Annotated in this window: 18 protein-coding genes and 1 pseudogene; 12 read left to right on the top strand and 7 right to left on the bottom strand. The window is 67.4% G+C overall.

Translation table 11 applies throughout. The features are described from left to right. Nucleotides 1-5 precede the first annotated feature (5 nt). On the bottom strand, nucleotides 6-1,475 hold the full coding sequence (locus CKW34_RS04095; RefSeq protein WP_059384234.1) for an aldehyde dehydrogenase: 1,470 nt from the start codon (nucleotides 1,473-1,475) through the stop codon (nucleotides 6-8). 82 nt (nucleotides 1,476-1,557) lie between these two features. Here CKW34_RS04095 and CKW34_RS04100 point away from each other — a divergent pair, with 82 nt between their 5' ends. Then, complete coding sequence (locus CKW34_RS04100) at nucleotides 1,558-2,475, top strand: SDR family NAD(P)-dependent oxidoreductase (protein WP_059384233.1); 918 nt, start codon at nucleotides 1,558-1,560, stop codon at nucleotides 2,473-2,475. 1 nt (nucleotide 2,476) lies between these two features. Here the strand turns inward: CKW34_RS04100 and CKW34_RS04105 are convergent, their stop codons facing one another. After that, the gene (locus CKW34_RS04105; RefSeq protein WP_197700690.1) at nucleotides 2,477-2,704 is read right to left on the bottom strand and encodes a hypothetical protein; all 228 of its coding nucleotides are present in this window, start codon (nucleotides 2,702-2,704) and stop codon (nucleotides 2,477-2,479) included. A gap of 93 nt (nucleotides 2,705-2,797) precedes the next feature. Here CKW34_RS04105 and CKW34_RS04110 point away from each other — a divergent pair, with 93 nt between their 5' ends. Beyond that, complete coding sequence (locus tag CKW34_RS04110; RefSeq protein ID WP_059384232.1) at nucleotides 2,798-3,433, top strand: TetR/AcrR family transcriptional regulator; 636 nt, start codon at nucleotides 2,798-2,800, stop codon at nucleotides 3,431-3,433. A gap of 23 nt (nucleotides 3,434-3,456) precedes the next feature. On the opposite strand, the gene CKW34_RS04115 is transcribed toward CKW34_RS04110, so the two are convergent. Further along, nucleotides 3,457-4,287, bottom strand: coding sequence for an oxygenase MpaB family protein (locus CKW34_RS04115; RefSeq protein ID WP_059384231.1), 831 nt, complete (start codon nucleotides 4,285-4,287; stop codon nucleotides 3,457-3,459). Nucleotides 4,288-4,333: 46 nt separating this feature from the next. Next, nucleotides 4,334-4,930, bottom strand: coding sequence for a TetR/AcrR family transcriptional regulator (locus CKW34_RS04120; RefSeq protein WP_059384230.1), 597 nt, complete (start codon nucleotides 4,928-4,930; stop codon nucleotides 4,334-4,336). 87 nt (nucleotides 4,931-5,017) lie between these two features. Between CKW34_RS04120 and CKW34_RS04125 the strand changes: the two are divergent. The 9 genes and pseudogenes from CKW34_RS04125 (at nucleotide 5,018) to CKW34_RS04165 (ending at nucleotide 13,940) form a co-directional block, all read left to right on the top strand. Further along, nucleotides 5,018-6,246: pseudogene (locus CKW34_RS04125) on the top strand (cytochrome P450). A 76-nt stretch (nucleotides 6,247-6,322) separates the two neighbouring features. After that, nucleotides 6,323-6,892, top strand: coding sequence for a TetR/AcrR family transcriptional regulator (locus CKW34_RS04130; protein ID WP_059384229.1), 570 nt, complete (start codon nucleotides 6,323-6,325; stop codon nucleotides 6,890-6,892). A 75-nt stretch (nucleotides 6,893-6,967) separates the two neighbouring features. Next, nucleotides 6,968-8,155 carry a cytochrome P450 gene (locus CKW34_RS04135; protein WP_059384228.1) on the top strand — a complete coding sequence of 396 codons (1,188 nt, stop codon included), beginning with the start codon at nucleotides 6,968-6,970 and terminating at the stop codon, nucleotides 8,153-8,155. After that, complete coding sequence (locus CKW34_RS04140) at nucleotides 8,148-8,933, top strand: SDR family oxidoreductase (protein WP_059384227.1); 786 nt, start codon at nucleotides 8,148-8,150, stop codon at nucleotides 8,931-8,933. The genes CKW34_RS04135 and CKW34_RS04140 overlap by 8 nt, the downstream gene beginning before the upstream one ends. Further along, complete coding sequence (locus tag CKW34_RS04145; protein WP_059384226.1) at nucleotides 8,930-10,318, top strand: cytochrome P450; 1,389 nt, start codon at nucleotides 8,930-8,932, stop codon at nucleotides 10,316-10,318. The genes CKW34_RS04140 and CKW34_RS04145 overlap by 4 nt, the downstream gene beginning before the upstream one ends. Before the next feature lie 7 nt (nucleotides 10,319-10,325). Continuing rightward, nucleotides 10,326-10,520: a ferredoxin gene (locus tag CKW34_RS04150; protein WP_059384225.1), complete on the top strand. Its 195-nt coding sequence runs from the start codon at nucleotides 10,326-10,328 to the stop codon at nucleotides 10,518-10,520. Between the two features lie 15 nt (nucleotides 10,521-10,535). Continuing rightward, entirely contained in the window at nucleotides 10,536-11,087 is a 552-nt protein-coding gene (locus CKW34_RS04155; RefSeq protein ID WP_016693017.1) for a Cif family virulence factor, read from the top strand. Next, nucleotides 11,081-12,340, top strand: coding sequence for a hypothetical protein (locus CKW34_RS04160; RefSeq protein ID WP_059384224.1), 1,260 nt, complete (start codon nucleotides 11,081-11,083; stop codon nucleotides 12,338-12,340). The genes CKW34_RS04155 and CKW34_RS04160 overlap by 7 nt, the downstream gene beginning before the upstream one ends. A 22-nt stretch (nucleotides 12,341-12,362) precedes the next feature. Continuing rightward, nucleotides 12,363-13,940 carry a GMC oxidoreductase gene (locus CKW34_RS04165; protein ID WP_059384223.1) on the top strand — a complete coding sequence of 526 codons (1,578 nt, stop codon included), beginning with the start codon at nucleotides 12,363-12,365 and terminating at the stop codon, nucleotides 13,938-13,940. A gap of 46 nt (nucleotides 13,941-13,986) precedes the next feature. Here the strand turns inward: CKW34_RS04165 and CKW34_RS04170 are convergent, their stop codons facing one another. Together CKW34_RS04170 and CKW34_RS04175 are read right to left on the bottom strand one after the other, a co-directional pair. Next, complete coding sequence (locus tag CKW34_RS04170; protein WP_059384222.1) at nucleotides 13,987-15,450, bottom strand: FAD-dependent oxidoreductase; 1,464 nt, start codon at nucleotides 15,448-15,450, stop codon at nucleotides 13,987-13,989. A gap of 22 nt (nucleotides 15,451-15,472) precedes the next feature. Then, nucleotides 15,473-16,318, bottom strand: a complete 846-nt coding sequence (locus CKW34_RS04175; protein WP_059384221.1) for an LLM class F420-dependent oxidoreductase — start codon at nucleotides 16,316-16,318, stop codon at nucleotides 15,473-15,475. Nucleotides 16,319-16,481: 163 nt separating this feature from the next. Between CKW34_RS04175 and CKW34_RS04180 the strand changes: the two genes are divergently transcribed. After that, on the top strand, nucleotides 16,482-17,165 hold the full coding sequence (locus CKW34_RS04180) for a TetR family transcriptional regulator (RefSeq protein WP_059384220.1): 684 nt from the start codon (nucleotides 16,482-16,484) through the stop codon (nucleotides 17,163-17,165). Nucleotides 17,166-17,210: 45 nt separating this feature from the next. On the opposite strand, the gene CKW34_RS04185 is transcribed toward CKW34_RS04180, so the two are convergent. Beyond that, entirely contained in the window at nucleotides 17,211-18,038 is an 828-nt protein-coding gene (locus tag CKW34_RS04185; RefSeq protein WP_059384219.1) for a hypothetical protein, read from the bottom strand. Between the last annotated feature and the right edge of the window lie 97 nt (nucleotides 18,039-18,135).

An 18,135-nucleotide genomic window follows, 5' to 3' on the forward strand; every position in this document is an offset into this window, starting at 1 on the left:
TCGGGTCAGCTCGCGGGTTCGGCGACGAGCTTGGTCTCCAGGTACTCCTCGAAACCGGTCACACCCATCTCGCGGCCGATCCCGGACTGCTTGTAACCCCCGAACGGGGCGTCGGCGGCGTACCAGATGCCGCCGTTGACGCCCAGCGTGCCGGTCCGTACACCTGCGACGACCCGCGCGATGCGGTCCGGATCGGTGCCGTACACCGAACCCGAGAGGCCGTAGGGGGAGTCGTTGGCGATGCGGATCGCGTCGTCGTCGCCGTCGTGAGGGAGGATCACGAGCACCGGACCGAAGATCTCCTCCTGCGCTGTGCGTGCGGAGTTGTCGAGGCCGGAGATGAGGGTGGGTTCGACGAAGAAGCCGCGCTCGTGTTCGGTCGGACGTCCGCCGCCGGTGACGATCGTGCCGCCCTCCTCGACGGCGAGGCGGATGTAGCCCTCGACACGCTGCCGCTGCTTCTCGGAGATGAGCGGCCCGCACACCGTGCCGGGATCGCGCGGGTCGCCGGGCCGGATGCCGCTCATGGACTTCGCGGTCAGGGCCACGGCTTCGTCGTACCGTTCGCGGGGGACGAGCAGACGCGTGGTGATCGCGCAGCCCTGGCCGGCATGCGTGCACACGGTGAAGGCCGCCATCGAGCAGGCGCCGCGCAGGTCGGCGTCGTCGAGGACGATGAACGCCGACTTGCCGCCGAGTTCGAGGAAGACCTTCTTGAGGTTCTCGGAGGCCGCGCGCATCACGGCCCGGCCGGTCGCGGTGGAACCGGTGAACGAGATCAGGTCGACGCGCGGATCCTCGCTCAGCTGTGCGCCGAGGCTGTGGTCGCTCGAGGTGACGATGTTCAGCACTCCCGGTGGGATGTCGGTCTCCTCGGCCGCGATCCGCCCGACCAGGGCCGCGCACCACGGGGTGTCGGGGGCGGGCTTGAGTACCACGGTGTTCCCGGCGGCGAGAGCGGGTCCGAGCTTGGCGAAGTTGATCTGGTGCGGGAAGTTCCACGGTGTGATCGCGCCGACGACCCCGACTGCTTCCTTGAGCAGATAGCGGTGGGTCGGGATGCCCATGGGGGAGGCGTTGCCGAGATCCTGCGTCCACGCGTAGCTCTCGGCGAGGTCGGCGAAGTAGAGCAGGTCGTCGATGGGGCCTTCGAGATGCGCGGCGCTCGTGAGGAATCGGGGAGCGCCGACCTCGGCGATGGTGATCTCCCGCAGTTCCTCGATGTGCTCGCGCAGGGCGTCGCGCAACTGACGGAGGCAGCGGGCCCGGAAGGTGTGGTCGCGTGACCAGTCGGTGTCGTCGAAGGCGCGACGTGCGGCCGCGATCGCGGCGTCCATGTCGGTGGCGGTGCCCTCGGCCGCGTGGCCGAGCAGTTCTTCGGTGCTCGGATCGGTGATCGCGAAGGTGCCTCCGCTGCCGGGTACGAGCTTGCCGTCGATCAGAAGGGTGGAGCTGTCGGTGGGGCGAAGTGTCATCAGACGTTCCCTCGGTTCTGGACAGGTGTCTGGACTATAGTTCGGGCACTCGAGGCAGCGCAATGGGTGAACGGGGAACCTTATGGCAGACAACAATTCGGGGCCGGACAATTCGACCCCGCTCGCGGGCCGCGTCGTGGTCGTGACGGGCTCCAGCCGGGGGATCGGACGGGCGGTGGCGCGGACCCTCGTGGACGAGGGCGCACGGGTGGTGGTCAACGGCCGCGACGCCGAGGCGGTGCGCGACACCGTGTCGGAGCTCGTGTCGCAGGGCGCCAGTGCGATCGGAGTGTCCGGTTCGGCGGCCGCCTCCGGGGTCGCGGAGGATCTCCTCGGGGCGGCCCTCGACGAGTTCGGCGCGGCGGACGCGCTGATCAACTGTGCCGGCACCGCGGAACCTCCGGGCTCGTCGATCCTCACAGTCACCGACGAGGAATGGGACGACCTGATCGATTCGCATCTGACCGGCACCTTCCGTACGTGCCGGGTGTTCGCGCCCCGGTTCGTGGCGCAGGGGCGCGGGGTGATCGTCAACACCGGATCGTTCGCGTTCCTCGGCGACTACGGCGGTACCGGATACCCGGCCGGAAAGGGTGCGGTGAACAGCCTGACCGCGGCGATCGCTGCCGAACTGCGCGAGCACGGAGTGCGGGCCAACGTCGTGTGCCCGGGAGCCCGCACGCGACTGTCGACGGGACCGGAGTACGAGCGGCACATCGAGCGACTGCACGAGCGCGGATTGCTCGACGACGTCACCTACGAGGGCTCGCGCAACCCGGCGCCGCCGGAGTACGTGGCGCGGCTCTACGCCTACCTCGCGAGCGACACGGCGACCGTGACCGGCGGAATCTTCGCCGGCTCCGGATGTTTCGTCGGTCGGTTCGACAAGCCGACACCGACGCTGCTGGCGTGGCGGGACCACGACACGTCGCCGCCCTGGACGCTCGACGAACTCGCCCACCTCGTGGAGGGCGCGAGTCGTGCGGGAGCGTCGGGTTAGGTCAATCCTCGACGAGCCACTTCCAGCCCTTGGTACGCACCACCATCAGCAGTCCGGCGGCGAGCAGGAGTGCATGCCCCGCGAGATGCAGCGGCGCGGGCAGGTCGACGTAGTTGAGCGCGAACCAGCTCTTCGAGTCGCCGAAGAGATTGTTGATCAGGCCGCCTCCGCCCTGGACGACGAACAGGACACCGACGAGGGTCGCGATCGATTCCACGAGTGCCTCCACATCTGTGACGATACATTTGTATTGATCCGCTGCCCACGCTACGGTGGGGAAGCGAACAAATCAATACAAATGAACTGAAATGATGGTGGTGCCGTGACGGTTCGTGGCCTCGGCGCAACGCACGACGAGAGACGGTGGGAGATCCTCGACGCGGTCTTCGCCATCGTCGACACCGAAGGTGCCCAGCAGGTGACGATCAGGCGCGTCGCGGCGGTGGCGGGCGTGTCGGTGGGGCGGGTGCAGCATTACTTCCCGACCAAGGACGCCCTGTTGACGGGAGCGTTCACTGCGGTCAACGAACTGGGAACCGAGCGCGTGCGGCAGCGGATCCCGGAGAACGGTGTCGAGGGGGAGGGCCCCGCATCGATCCTCGACGCGGTGCTGACCGAACTGATCCCGGAGACGGCCGACGACTGCCGGCTCGTGCGCGTCGCGCAGACGTTCGAGACGTATGCGTGCACACGATCCGAGCTGAAGGACCGCGTCGTGCGCGGATACGACGAACTCGTATCGCTCCTGGCGCAGCTGATCGGCGGATGTCTCGCCACCGACAGCGGCAAGCAGGAGGACGCGGCGCGGTTCCGGTCCCGGGCCTACGAACTGCTCGGCCTGGCAACCGGTCTCGCCGCACTCGTCGTCGTGGACGCTCTCGCGCCGCGAGCGGCCCGCGACATCCTGACGCACCGCCTCACCGAACTGCTCGACGCGTCACCCGAGGCGGACGGGTAGCTCCGTCGTGTGGGGGGCAGGGCTCAGAAGACCCGCAGTCTGAGGCATTGCCGCGTGCGCAGATCGAGCAGATAGGCCTTCCACAGCAGCGGCCACACCCACGGCGTGACGCGGTGCAGGCGCCGGACCGCCACGAGATAGCGGTCGAAGCGCCGCTGGTCGTCGGGTGTCCACCGGTAGTGCATGAGGTCGCGGAACTCCGGCGGCAGTGCGCCGCGGGTGATCAGTTCGAACGACCTGCCGAGCACCCGGTGGATGCCGCGGCCCAGTCGTCCGAGACGCACTTCGAGGAACGCGAGATTGCAGAGTTCGGTGAGGTACTCGCGCACCTGCTCGTTCATGGAGATGTCGGCGATGCCGGCCTTCCACAGTTCCTCGTACTCCTCGCGGGTCGTGGGCCACGACTCCGGTCGGACGTTCAGCGTCGTCGCGAGGGTCGCGCCGTCGCGGAGGATCCGGGCGTACTGCTCGTCGGTGAGCGGGCCGTACAGGAACTCGTGCTGGTCGACGAAGTACTTGAGCAGGCAGACCGCGACCCACAACTGCAGGGCTGGGGAGTTGGCGCTGTAGCGGACCTCCGCGCCGGGTGACGAGGCGACCCGGGCGTGGATCCTCCGCACCGACTCGCGGACGAAATCGCGGTCGGTGTCGTTGCCGAACACTGCGACCGCCAGATAGGTACCGGTCGTGCGGGCCCGCTTGATCGGATGAAGGTCGGCCCGGCCGGAGTCGACCGTGCTGTCGACGACGCCCTGGCCGACGCCGGGATGTGCGAGCTGCATGATGACGTTGGCGGCGTTGATCGTGCCACCGAGCGGTGAGACGAGATCGCCGAGAGTGTCGATCGCCCGCATGACCCCTCCATCTGAAGACGGATGTGTTCAGTTGATGGGTGTCACTCTAGCGCGTCCTGGTGGGGTCGAGGGAGGCGCCGGTCAGAACTCCGCGCACGACCGTCTCGTAGATGTGGTCGAGATCGAGCTCGTCGCCCAGGAAGCCGCTGCTCTGGAGGACCGCGAAACCGTGCAGGGCGGCGAACATGCCGACCGCGGCCTCGAGCGTCTCCTCCTCGGGGACGCCACAGGACGCGAGCATCGTGCGCAGGGCCACGTTGGCGTCAAGCGCGGCGGCGAGCAGGCCGCCGCGGTCGACCGGTGCGGTGGTCAGCGCGCCGTAGCGGCGGGGATGTTCGACGGCCCAGGCGTGGTGGGCGTCGATCAGGGCGCGAAGCCCGTCGATGCCGCTGCGGCCCATCGCGACCTCGCGCAGATGTGCTCCGAGCTCGGTCATCGCGCGGATCTGCACGGCCGCCCGCACGTCGTCGAGATTGCGGACGTGGTTGTACAGCGAGGCCGTGACGATTCCCAAGCGCGACGAGAGGGTGCTCATCGTGAGCTGTTCCCATCCCAGCTCGTCGACGATCCCGAGCGCTGCTGCGACGACCTTGTCGCGGGTCAGTGTCCGCCGACGCACGGGTCGGGAGTTGTCGTCTGCCATGAAAACAGTCTAAGGGGCTTCCGTTCCAAACGAACGTGAGTAGTTTGTAAACGAATGCCATTCGTACGATCCCACGAGAGCGGCTTCATGACGACTTCACCCACAGATCTCAAGAACCCCGACGTCTCTTTGCCCAGGGGGTCCCACACGACTACTTCTCCGAACTCCGACGCACCTGTCCGGTTCACCGCCAACCCGAGGAGGGCGGCGTGGGCTTCTGGGCCGTCACCCGGCACGCCGACGTCATCGCGGTCTCCCGCGACAGCACGACCTTCTCCTCGGCGCTCGGAACCACCCAGATCGACGATTTCGACGAGGAGACACGCCTCAAACAGGCGTCCATGCTGCTCAACCTCGACCCGCCGGAGCACACCCGCCTGCGGCAACTCGTCAGCCGAGGTTTCACCCCCCGCATGGTGAAGACGCTCGAGGAGCGTATCCGGCAGACGTGCGAACGCACCGTCGACGCCGCCGTCGAGGCCGCACGCGACGGCACTGTGATCGACTTCGTCCCGGCGATCTCGGCACCCCTGCCGCTGGAGGTGATCGCAGCCCTGCTCGGCGCACCGGCCGAGGACGTGGGAAAGCTGTACGACTGGTCGAATCGCATGATCGGCTGGGACGACCCCGAATACGGCACCACCCAGGAGGACGGCGAACTCGCCGCCGCCGAGATCTTCCTGTATGCCAACGAGATCGCCGCGCAACGGCGAGTCGAACCGCGCGATGACATCGTCTCGAAGCTGGTGTGTCCCGACGGGAACGGCGACACGCTCTCCGAGATGGAATTCGACATGTTCTTCGTTCTGCTCGTCATCGCGGGCAACGAGACGACGCGCAACGCGATCTCGGGCGGGATGCAGGCATTCGTCGACCATCCCGAGCAGTGGCGCCGGCTGCAGAACGATCCCGGTCTGACCGACAGCGCAGTGGAGGAGATCCTGCGCTGGGTCACCCCCGTGGTGGGCTTCCGCCGCACGCCCACCTGCCCGGTGTCGATCGGCGACCAGCAGGTCGAACGGGGTGACAAGGTGATCGTGTACTACCCGAGCGCGAACCGCGACGAGGAGGTCTTCGACGACGCGCACATCTTCGACATCGGGCGCGAGCACAATCCGCACGTGGCGTTCGGTGGGACGGGTGTGCACTTCTGTCTCGGGGCGCATCTGGCGCGGCTCGAACTGCGGATCATGTTCGAGACCCTCGCCGCGCGTATCGACCGCGTCGAGCCTGCCGGCGAACCACGTCGGTTGCGGTCGAACTTCATCAACGGCATCAAGGCCATGCCCGTCCGTATCCACCCGCGACAGCGCTGAATTCGTCGGATGAACGCGCCGCGGGCATTGCCGACCCCCTTCGACCGTAGTAATGTCCAGACACGTGTCCAGAAACGTGAATCTCGAATCGACCCGTCGCCGCCTGACCGAGAAGCAGGCCGACACGGTTGCGAGGCTCACGCAGGCCGCGGTCGAGGTGCTCCGCGAGGAGGGATTCACGGGGCTGACGGTGCGTATGGTGGCCGCCCGTGCCGGAGTCGCCCCGGCGACCGCCTACACCTACTTCTCGTCCAAGGAACACCTCGTCGCCGAGGTGTTCTGGCGCCGGTTGGCCAACGCTCCCACGGCCGACGCCGCCGACGCCGAGAACACGAGCCGTGCCGATCGGGTGGTCGCGGTACTGCGGGGAATCGCGCTGCTGCTGGCCGACGAACCCGAGCTCGCCGCTGCCGTCACCAGTGCACTGCTCGGTCAGGACCCCGATGTCGAACACCTGCGTGCGCGCATCGGACTCGACATCCGTCACCGGATCTCGGCAGCGCTCGGCGCCGACTCCGATCCCGACGAACTCGAAGCACTCGAGCTGCTCTATGCCGGCGCGCTGGTCCGGGCCGGTATGGGCTACGGCACCTACGAGAAACTCGCCGACAGGCTGGAGACATCCGCCCGACTTCTATTGGAGTGATCCATGATCCAGGCATCTCCGGGCTCCGCGTCGCACGCAGGGCCCGCTTCGCCCGATCCACCGACGCTCGGCCCCGTGATCTTCAACCCGTACGACTACGCCTTCCACGAAGATCCGTATCCCACCTATCGCCGCCTCCGTGAAGAGGCGCCGGTCTACCACAACCCCGACCTCGAGTTCTGGGCCTTGTCCCGTCACGCCGACGTCGTCGCGGCCTTCCGCGACAACACTCGCCTCTCGAGCGCGAACGGTGTCTCGCTCGATCCGTCCGCCTACGGACCCAACGCCCACAAGGTGATGTCCTTCCTCGCGATGGACGACCCGCGGCACATGCGCATGCGCCGCCTCGTCTCCAAAGGATTCACTCCGCGTCGCGTCGCCGACCTCGAGGAACGCATCCTCGAGCTGACGCTGCGCTACCTCGAACCCGCTGTCGGGGCAAGGGAATTCGACTGGATCTCGGAGTTCGCCGGCAAGCTGCCCATGGACGTGATCTCCGAACTCATGGGTGTGCCCGAATCCGACCGCAACGAGATCCGCCGTCTCGCCGACCTCGTCGTCCACCGCGAGGAGGGCGTACTCGACGTGCCGGTCGCCGCGATGGAGGCCTCGTTGCACCTCGTCGGCTACTACGCCGACATGCTCGCCGAACGTCGGAAGAAGGAGACCTCCGACCTCACGTCGGCGCTGCTGGCCGCCGAGATCGACGGCGACCGGCTCACCGACGACGAGATCATCGGCTTCATGTTCCTCATGGTGGTCGCGGGCAACGAGACCACCACGAAACTGCTCGGGAATGCCCTCTACTGGGGCGCGCACAACAAGTCCGAGGTGGCGCAGGTGCTCCGCGACCCCGCTCGTGCACCGCAATGGGTCGAGGAGACCCTCCGCTACGACACCTCGAGTCAGATCGTCGCCCGCACCGCCGTCGCCGACCTCGAACTGCACGACGCCACCATCCCGGCCGGTGGGAAGGTCCTGCTGCTCATCGGCTCCGCCAACCGCGACTCCGACGTCTTCGACGCCGCCGACGACTTCCGCATCGGACGCGACAGCTCCCAGAAGATCGCGAGCTTCGGTGGGGGAGTGCACTTCTGCCTCGGCGCACACCTGGCCCGCCTCGAGGCGAACATCGCGCTCGAACAGTTCTCCCGGCGCGTCGCCGACTACGAGATCGACGAGGACCGTTGCGAACGTGTCCATTCCACCAATGTCCGAGGCTTCGCGGCCCTTCCTGTAGAGGTCACCGAACGACATGCCTAGATTCGAACCCCACCCCGAACGTCGTCCCGCGCTGGTCGCCGGGGCCTCGTCCGGAATCGGTACCGCCACCGCCTACGCGCTCGCCGAGGCCGGACATCCCGTCGCGCTCGGGGCGCGCCGCGTGGAGGAGTGCGCGGCGATCGCGGAGAAGATCCGCGCTGAGGGCGGCGAGGCCTTCGCCCACTTCCTCGACGTGTCGTCCACCGACTCCGTCGACGAATTCGTCACCGCAGCAGAAGAGGCTCTGGGCGCTGCGGAGATCGTCGTCTCGGGAGCGGGCGACATGGATTTCGCGCTGCCCCACGAGATGGACCCCGACCGGTTCGCCTTCCAGGTCAACGTGCACCTGATGGGCACGCAACGCCTGGCCCATCGCGTGCTGCCCGGCATGATCGACCGCAAGCGCGGCGACTTCGTCGTGATCGGATCCGACTGTGCCGTGCTTCCCCGGCCCTGGATGGGTGCCTACAATGCCGCCAAGACCGGCCTCGAAGCGCTCGTCCGCGAGATGCGGATGGAACTCGAGGGCACGGGTGTCCGCGCGTCGGTCGTGCGCCCCGGGCCGACGCAGACCGGTGCCGGTATGACCGCGCCGGCGGAGGTGCTCGAACCGATGCTCGAGGACTGGGGCACATGGGGTTTCGCCCGACATCCCTATTTCCTTCGTGCATCCGACATCGCCGCGGCCGCGCTCTCGGTCGTCTCGGCCCCCCGCGGCGCCCACATCGTGCTCATCGAGGTTCAACCCGAAGCACCCCTGCGGAAGGACAATCCATGACCACACTCGTCGAACCCCGGCGTGTGTCCGGCGGCGAACACGAACACGGCCACCTCGAGGAACTGCGGACCGATCCCATCGCGCTCATGCGCCGGGTGCGCGAGGAGTGCGGCGACGTCGGGGTCTTCCAGCTCGCCGACAAGAAGGTCGTACTCCTTTCCGGCGCGGAGGCCAACGAATTCTTCTTCCGCGCCGCGGACGAGGATCTCGACCAGCAGGCCGCCTATCCCTTCATGAAGCCGGTCTTCGGTGAGGGCGTCGTCTTCGACGCCAGCCCCGAGCGCCGCAAGGAGATGCTGCACAACTCGGCGCTGCGCGGCGAACAGATGCGAGGTCACGCGGCGACCATCGACCGCGAGGTGCAGGACATGGTCGCCGGCTGGGGCGACGAAGGCGAGATCGACCTGCTCGAGTTCTTCGCCGAGCTGACCATCTACACGTCGTCGGCCTGCCTGATCGGCAAGAAGTTCCGCGACCAGCTCGACGGACGATTCGCCCACCTCTACCACGACCTCGAGAAGGGCACCGACGCTCTGGCCTTCGTCGATCCCTACGCGCCGATCGAGAGTTTCCGACGACGTGACGAGGCCCGCCGCGGACTCGTGGCACTCGTGCAGGAGATCATGGACGGGCGCATCGCGAACCCGCCGCAGGGCAAGGAGGACCGCGACATGCTCGACGTCCTCGTCTCCATCAAGGACGAGGACGGCAAGGAACGGTTCAGTGCCGACGAGATCACCGGCATCTTCATCTCGATGATGTTCGCCGGCCACCACACCACCTCGGGCACGGCGGCCTGGGCGCTCATCGAACTGTTGCGCAACCCCGAGTACATGCAGCAGGTCACGGCAGAACTCGACGTCCTGTACTCCGACGGCGAGAGCGTCAGCTTCCATGCACTGCGGCAGATCCCGGTACTCGAAGCAGTACTCAAGGAGACCTTGCGGCTGCATCCGCCGCTGATCCTGCTGTTGCGGGTCGCGCGCGACGACTTCGAGGTCGCCGGATACCGGATCTCGGAGGGCGATCTCGTCGGTGCGACACCGGCGATCTCCAACCGGATCCCGGAGGACTTCCCGGATCCCGACGTTTTCGATCCCGGCCGCTACATCGACCCGAACCAGGAGGACATCGTCAACCGGTGGACCTGGATCCCGTTCGGGGCCGGCCGGCACCGCTGTGTGGGAGCGGCGTTCGCGCTCATGCAGCTGAAGGCGATATTCTCGGTTCTGCTGCGCGACTTCGAGTTCGAACTGTCCCAGCCGCCCGGGACCTACCGCAACGACCACTCGAAGATGGTGGTTCAACTCGAACAGCCGTGTGCTGTGCGGTACCGACGACGCACCCGGGCGGCGTCGGACACCGGCACGGCGACGCAGGAGTGAGGTTCGGATGAGGATCGAAGCAGATCTCGATCTGTGTCAGGGACACGCGATGTGCTCGATGGAAGCCCCGGACGTCTTCTCCGTCGCCAAACGGGGTGAGGTGGAGATCCTCCTCGATCCCGTGCCGGAGGAGATGCATGCCGACGTACGAGCAGCTGTGAAGTACTGCCCCACCCAAGCCCTTCGCATCGTCGAAAACTGAGGACCAGGAGACAGGATGGCCACGTTCGATCGTGCCGAGCTCGACGAGATGATCACCCGCTGGGTCGACGCCAACAAGCGCGCCGAGGCCGAAGGCGACTGGAAGCCTTTGGCCGACATGTACACCGAGGACGCCACCTACGGCTGGAACTACGGTCCGAAGGACGAGTTCATGGCCGTGGGCCGCGAGGAGATCCGCGATCTCGCACTGGGCCAGGAGATGGACGGGCTCGAAGGCTGGCAGTACCCCTACCAGCAGTTCGTCGTCGACGAACGCTCCGGCGACGTGATCGGCTTCTGGAAGCAGGTCGCCGACAGGACCCGTGAGAACGGTGAGCACTACTCCGTGCACGGTATCGGCGGGAGCTGGTTCCGGTACGGCGGCAACTTCCAGTGGTCGTGGCAGCGCGACTTCTTCGACTTCGGCAACGTCTCGCACCTGTTCCTCGAGATGATCACGGCGAATGCGCTGTCCGACGGTATGCAGAAGCGGATCGAGCGATCGACGGGGAAGAAGCGGCTTCCCGGCTGGTACCGGGTCGGCGAGTCGCCGGTCCCGTTGTGGTGACCGCTGTGGACACCGGCGGATCGTTCGCCGCGCTCTCCCGCACCGACCTCGCCGTGCTCGTCCCCGAACTGTTGCTGTGCGGTCAGCTCATCGACCGTTCGGGGATGGCACATCTGATCTCGGCGTTCGGTCGGGAGGGCATGGCGGAGGTGGCCATCGAGGAATGGCAGGCGTCCTCGCCGTGGTACACGCGCCGCATGCAGCGTGCCCTGAAGTTCGAGGGCGACGACGTCGTCACCATCTTCAAGGGCATGCAACTCGACATCGGGGCGCCCCCGCAGTTCATGGACTTCCGCTATCGCGTCCACGACCGCGACCACGGCGAGTTCTGGCTCGACCACTGTGGGGCACTGATGGACGTCGAGCCGCTCGGCGACGCCTACGTGACCGCGATGTGCCACGACATCGAGGACCCGACCTTCGACGCCACCGCCCTCGCCACCAATCCGCACGCGAGGGTGCGGCCGATCCATCGGCCGCCCCGCGCGCCGGCCGATCGGCGCCCGCACTGCGCGTGGACGGTCACGATCGACGCGTCGTACGAACCACCGGCTGTCGAACCACACACCGAAGCGCTCGGCCGGACCGCGGCCGTGGCACTCGAGCTGCGTCCGATCGACCGGGACGGTGAAGGGAGACACGACTATTCGGGCCCTCTCCTCGCAGACCTCCGGTTCGACGAGTTCTCGAAGTCGGCCCTGGTACGCATCGCCGAAGAGGTGTGCCTGCAGCATCACCTGCTCGCGCTCGGGTTCCTCATGAGTGTGCGCAAGCGGACCGACGAGCAGTCCGCGATCGAGCTGACCCGTAAGCAGCTCACCGGCATCGCCGGCATCACGTCCGAGCGAATCCGTACCGCGCTGGGACTGCCGCGCTCGTTCGCCGGCCTGGCCGCGGTACTCGACGTGCATCCGCTGCTGGCACCGCACCGGTACGTCGATCGGGTGATCTGTTTCGACGACGACGCGCTGGGTCTCCGGATCAACCGGCGAGGTGGCGCCTTCGACGACGGGTCCTGGCCCACCCTGATCGACCCCGAACACCTCGGTCCGCTCGACGCCCTGGTGCGTGGTGTGGATCCGCACTTCACCACCCGTCTGGTCTCCGAGACCGAAGAGGCTCTGGTCGTCGAGGTGTTCCGTGCCGAATCCCCGGCGAACGAGTGCGACGAGGTCGCCATCACCCGCTTCAGCACGGGTTCGTCCTTCGTCTTCGAGGATCGGGGTATCCCCCTCCCGCTCACGGTTGTCTGACCACGCTCCAGGAGAGCCATTCGTGAATACTGCGCTGTCCCGCCGTACCTTCCTGCGGGGAACCGTCGTCGGCGGTGCGGCTGTTGCCGCGTTGTCGTTGTCCCCGATCCCACGCGCACGCGCCGAGGTCACCGAGGAGCGCCATCGGGCGGTCGTCGTGGGCAGCGGATTCGGCGGTGCGATCACCGCGCTGCATCTCGGCCGGGCCGGTGTGCAGACGCTGGTCCTCGAACGGGGCATCCGCTGGCCCACGGGACCGAACGCCGAGACGTTCCCTCACATGCTGCAACCGGACCGGCGGATGTCGTGGTTGTCGTCCGCCCCGGTGATGACCGGTACTCCGCCGATCCCGACCGAACCGTTCACCGGGCTCATCGAACGGGTTCCGGGGAACGGTATGGACGTCATGTGCGGCGCGGGGGTCGGCGGGAGTTCGCTGGCCTATCACGGCATGACCGTGCAGCCCGACGGGCAGCGATTCTCCGATTCGGTGTCCTCGCGTATCGATTACGAGCTGCTGGCCTCCGACCACTATCGGCGGGTGGCGCGGATGCTGCAGGTCGCGACCATCCCGGACGATCTGCTCGACCACGATCGGTACCGTTCCTCACGCCAGTTCCTGGACCGTGCAGGTTCGGAGGGCTACGACACGTTCAGGGTGCCGATGTGCATCGACTGGGACTTCGCGCGACGGGAGCTGACCGGGGAACTGAAACCGTCCTACACGACCGGCGACGTCATCTACGGAGTCAACAACGGCGGTAAGTTCTCGGTCGACGTCACCTATCTCGCCGAAGCCGAACGCACGGGGCACGTCACGGTCGCGCCGCTGCACCGGGTCGACGACATCGAGCGGGCACCGGACGGCACCTGGATCGTGCACGTGGACCGGATCCACACGGACGGAACGGTTCTCGAACGCAAGCGGATCATCACACCGGCGTTGTTTCTCGGCGGCGGATCGGCCGGCACGACCCGTCTTCTCGTGAAGGCGAAGGCGAAGGGACTCGTCCCCGATCTTCCCGACGGCGTCGGAACGGGATGGGGCAACAACGGTGACCGGGTGTTCGCCGTGACGAGTCCGCTCGTCAGCCCCGGCGACCATCAGGGCGGGCCCGCCTGTGTGGGTATGCGCGACTACACTGACCCCGCCGGACCGTTGATGATCGTCACCGGTCCGGTGCCGTTCCCCGTCGATGTGGGAACGACCACGATGATCGGTCTGGGGATCGTCGACGGCCGAGGAGTGTGGCACTACGACGCCGGCCGCGACGATGCGGTCCTGAACTGGGATCAGGCGTACGACCGGGAACTCACCCGCGCGATCGAGGCCCGCATCCGGCGGATCGCGGGACCGGCTTCGATCGTCATCGACGTCAACGCCGTCGACATCAACACTTTCCATCCGCTCGGCGGTGCGCCGTTCGGGGCGGTGTGCGACGACGCCGGTCGCGTGCACGGCCAGTCCGGCTTGTACGTGGTGGACGGCGCAAAGATCCCGGGATCGACCGGAGCGTGCAATCCGTCCATGACGATCGCGGCGCTCGCCGAGTACGGCGCCAACCACATCGTCTCGCGCGACCTGGACCGCGTGTTCTGATCGGGTGGGTGGTTCCGGTGGCCGTGGCCACCGGAACCGTTCCGGCTCAGCCCTTCGCGGCCGACAAACCGGCGCGACGCCCGAAGAAGCTTCCGTCGCCCAGCGACGTGCCGCTCGCATACCCCCACGCGCACACACCCGACGTGCAGCGACCCGCGGCGAACAGGCCGGGGATCGCATCGCCGGACACGTGGAGCACCTCCGAGTTCACCGAGGTGCGCAGACCGCCGAGCGTGAAACCGGCTGTACAGTTGCGGAGGTCGAGCGCGGCGATCGGACTGCCGATGGGCTTGACCCACTCGCTCTTCTTGCCCAGCACCGGATCGCTGCCGTTCTCCGCATGCCTGTTGTAGACCTCGACGGTCGCCTGCAATGTTCCGGCGGGCAGTTCCATGTCGGATTCGAGTTCGGCGACGGTCTCCGCGACCCACTTCGGGCGGAACCGGAAGAAGGGTGTCGAACTCGTTGCCGCACAGCCCTCCTCGTATGCCTGTTCGTCGATGATCAGATACGCCTGGTTGTCGTTCTTCAGCAGCGTCAGCTGGCCGATGCGACCGGGATAGGTGTCCTCGGGGACGTAGCGCTGACCACGGCCGTTGACGAGGATGCCGCGGGCCATCAACTGCGGGTCGCCGAAGAAGGCGACCTCGGTGGCGTCCATGTGCGCGAGATCGGCGCCGAGCGCCTGCGCCATGCGGATCGCGCGGCCGTCGTGCTCTTCGATGGCCGCACCCGGGCGACCGCTGAGCTGCGGCGCGTACGACTCGACCATCTCCTTGTTGTACGCGAAACTGCCGGTCGCGAGGACGACGCCGCGGCGGGCCCGGATGTGGACGTCCTTGCCGTACTGCTTGGCCGCCAGGCCCACGACGCGTCCGTCGCCGTCGACGATCAACCGCTGCACCCGAACGTCGTATTCGGCGCGCACGCCGAGGCTTTCGGCGACCTGTGAGAGCGGCTGCATGAGCATGTACCCGCCGCCCTTCTCGCCGGTACGCTTGTCGGTCATCTGCGGGACGTGGCCGCGCGGGGCGGGCGTCGCGATCTCGTTGAAGGGTGCGGAGTTCTCGCCGCCGGAGTACATCAGCCCGTCGTCGCCGGGGATCTCCCAGCCGGGTTCGCCCCAGAAGCTCTCCTTGAACACCACACCGTTGTCGACGAGCCACTCGTAGTGTTCGACGCTGCCCTCGCAGTACTCGGTGATCTTCGCTTCGTCGGCTCCCGGCCCGAGTGCGGCGAGCATGAACGCCTTCATGTTCTCGGGTGTGTCCTCGAACCCGAGGGCCTTCTGCAGCGGCGTGCCGCCGCCGAGGTAGACGATGCCGCCCGACAGCGAGGCCGCGCCGCCCCACCCGCCGGTCCGCTCGAGCACGAGCACGTCGGCACCCGCGCGGGCGGCCTCGATGGACGCCGAGACGCCGGCGATGCCGTAACCGGCGACGACGACGTCGGCTTCGTGGTCCCAGGTGGAGACGCTGTCGGCGGGGAGGGGGTGGAGATCGGTGCTCATCGGGGTCCGTTCGGGTCGGTGATCAGTGGTCGAGTTTCGAGGCGAGTCTGTCGATGTACGCGACGACGTCGTCCTGGGCGCGGTCGGGCAGTCCGAAGATCACCTCGGTGACCCCGGCGTCCTCCCAGAGTTTCAGTTGTTCGGCGTCGTGACGTCCTGCCAGAGCGAGGATTTCGGGAGTTCCGGTACGACCGGCGTCGGCCCACGCCTTGTGCAGACGGGCGACGTTGTCGACGACGTTGTCCTCCGTGGGTGTGGTGATCCACCCGTCGGCGTGGCGGACGATCCAGCCGAAGTTGCGGTCGGTGGAGCCGGCGCCGAGGAAGATCGGGGGCCGTGGCTGCTGCACGGGTTTCGGCCACGCCCAGCTCGGACCGAACGCGACGAAATCGCCCGCGTAGGAGGCCTCCTCCTCGGTCCACAGCGCCTGCATCGCTTCGAGATATTCGCGCAGGGCAGTGCGCTTCTTCTTCGGCGGTACACCGTGGTCGGCGAGTTCCTCGGCGTTCCAACCGAATCCGACGCCGAAGTGCACGCGGCCACCGGAGAGATGATCGAGGCTCGCGATGGTCTTGGCGAGCGTGATGGGGTCGTGCTCGAGGGGAAGCGCGACGGAGGTGCCCAGCTTGATCGTCGACGTCACCGCGGCTGCGAGGCCCAGTGCAACCCACGGATCGAGGGTGCGCATGTAGCGGTCGTCGGGGAGGGTCTCGTTGCCCGTTCCCGGGTGTGCGGATTCGCGGCGGATCGGGATGTGGGTGTGTTCGGGTACGTAGAAACTGTCGAAACCGCGACTTTCCGCGGTCGAGGCGGCGACATCGGGACGGATTCCCCGGTCGCTCGTGAACAGGGTGATTCCGTGGCGCACAGCAGCCCCTCTCCAGACGGTGACGGAGAAAATGTAACGCGTTCTACATCCGGAGGGAAGAGATTTCCGGACACCTGTCCGGTTATGGCCGGTCGGCGGTACGAAAAGGCAGGCACGCCACGCTGAACTATCCTCGAAACGGGCATGAACGGAAGGTGACGTGATGACGGAGCAGTCGACGACGGAGACCGCGGGCGAGGAGTCGGCGTCGACGCAGACCTCACGACCGGCCCTCGGGTCCACCCAGTCGCCCGGTACAGGCCTGCGGCCGGCGCAGCGGGCGCGATACATGCGGATCATCGCCTCTGCCGAGGAGCTCGCCTCGGAGGGTGGTTACGACGCCGTGCAGATGCGGGCGGTCGCAGATCGATCCGGTGTCGCCCTCGGCACGGTCTACCGGTACTTCCCGTCGAAGAACCACCTGCTCGTCGTGGCGCTCGTACTCGAATTCGAGACCGCCGCCGAGGCTGTGACCACCGCGGAGATCCCGGGCGACAGTGCCGCCGAGCGCCTCATGGGCGTCCTGCGCGGGGTGATGCCGCGTCTGTCCGAGAACCCGCTGCGTTACGACGCGCTGATCCGGGCGGCGATGTTCGCCGACGCGTCCTCGGCACCCGAACTCGACCGTCTCGGTGAGGTGCTCACCCGCTTGTTCGCCCAGGCGTCGGGCATCGACATCGTCACCGAAGAGGTCCTCAACGCCGTGCGGATCATCGCCGACGTGTGGATGTCGGCGCTGGTCGCCTGGGTGGCGGGCCGGCAGTCGGTCGAGGAGGTTCTCGCCCACATGGACACCGCCGTCACGCTCGTGTTCGACCGGCTGAACCGACTGCAGCGGGCGAGCTGACGCCCACCCGCTGCAGTTCGAGTTCGCTCTTCGGTACCGGGTCGATCAGGCGGGCACGTCCACGATGCCGATCGTGGGAAGGAAGAAGCACTGCGCGTCGCCGTTGCGGACGTTGCCGAAGACGGCCGAGAGCACGGTGCCCGACCCCGTCTCGACCGGCGCGACCCGCACGCCACCCAGCGGCAGCGTGTCGGCGATGAAGGTCGTGATCGCCTGCTCGACGATGCCGCGGGCCTGTGCGGGGACGCCGGCCGGGATGGCGCCCGCGGCCGCCTCCTCCGGCGTGCCCATCGGCACGAAACCGCCCTGGAAGGTGTTGACGTTGAACCACGCGAGCTGGATGCCCGAGGTGTCGGCGTCCTCCTCGAGGCCGACCGGGACGAAGGCGAAGAGCGTCTCGGCGGGGGAGACGACGTTCAGGTTCTCCGACAGGAACGGGATGTCGGAGTTCGGCCACGGCCCGGGTAGGGCGCCTGCAACGGCGGGCACGATGCCCAGCGGCAGGTCGCCGTCGGCTGTGCAGAACGGTGCGCCGGTGGGGTAGAGGAACGGTTCGACGCCGAGGCGACGCAGGAACTCCATGCCGTCCTCGTAGGCGCCGAGCGGGGTCGCTTCGGCCGCGTCGACAGCGCTTCCGCGTGCGTTCGCGATCGCTTCGGCAGCAGCGAGAGTCGTGGGATCGACGCCGGGCAGCGCGCGGAGGGCTTCGAGCGAGCTCACGAGCGGGCTCGTGGCGGGCGCTTCCGCCGGTGCTGCCGGCTCCGCGGGTACGGGCTCGGCGACGGCGACGGCGGGAAGCGCCAGGCCTGCGGCGACGGTCAGGGCTGCGGCGGCCGAGATGCGACGCATCCGATTGCGGTGTCTGCGGCTCATGTGGGGTTCTCCTCCTGTGGGTCGTGACACCCGGACGGGCTCTACCTAACTCTAAAGTAGAGGTTTAGAGTACGACCGCTCCAGGAGACCACAAGGG

This window comes from Rhodococcus rhodochrous (genome assembly GCF_900187265.1).
In the GTDB taxonomy this organism is placed as follows: Bacteria; Actinomycetota; Actinomycetes; order Mycobacteriales; family Mycobacteriaceae; genus Rhodococcus; species Rhodococcus rhodochrous.

What these genes read in the sequence shown, in the direction of transcription:
- CKW34_RS04095 (WP_059384234.1), bottom strand. Translation starts at nt 1,475, where the DNA reads ATGACACTTCGCCCCACCGACAGCTCCACCCTTCTGATCGACGGCAAG.
- CKW34_RS04100 (WP_059384233.1), top strand. Translation starts at nt 1,558, where the DNA reads ATGGCAGACAACAATTCGGGGCCGGACAATTCGACCCCGCTCGCGGGC.
- CKW34_RS04115 (WP_059384231.1), bottom strand. Translation starts at nt 4,287, where the DNA reads ATGCGGGCGATCGACACTCTCGGCGATCTCGTCTCACCGCTCGGTGGC.
- CKW34_RS04120 (WP_059384230.1), bottom strand. Translation starts at nt 4,930, where the DNA reads ATGGCAGACGACAACTCCCGACCCGTGCGTCGGCGGACACTGACCCGC.
- CKW34_RS04140 (WP_059384227.1), top strand. Translation starts at nt 8,148, where the DNA reads ATGCCTAGATTCGAACCCCACCCCGAACGTCGTCCCGCGCTGGTCGCC.
- CKW34_RS04145 (WP_059384226.1), top strand. Translation starts at nt 8,930, where the DNA reads ATGACCACACTCGTCGAACCCCGGCGTGTGTCCGGCGGCGAACACGAA.
- CKW34_RS04150 (WP_059384225.1), top strand. Translation starts at nt 10,326, where the DNA reads ATGAGGATCGAAGCAGATCTCGATCTGTGTCAGGGACACGCGATGTGC.
- CKW34_RS04155 (WP_016693017.1), top strand. Translation starts at nt 10,536, where the DNA reads ATGGCCACGTTCGATCGTGCCGAGCTCGACGAGATGATCACCCGCTGG.
- CKW34_RS04170 (WP_059384222.1), bottom strand. Translation starts at nt 15,450, where the DNA reads ATGAGCACCGATCTCCACCCCCTCCCCGCCGACAGCGTCTCCACCTGG.
- CKW34_RS04180 (WP_059384220.1), top strand. Translation starts at nt 16,482, where the DNA reads ATGACGGAGCAGTCGACGACGGAGACCGCGGGCGAGGAGTCGGCGTCG.
- CKW34_RS04185 (WP_059384219.1), bottom strand. Translation starts at nt 18,038, where the DNA reads ATGAGCCGCAGACACCGCAATCGGATGCGTCGCATCTCGGCCGCCGCA.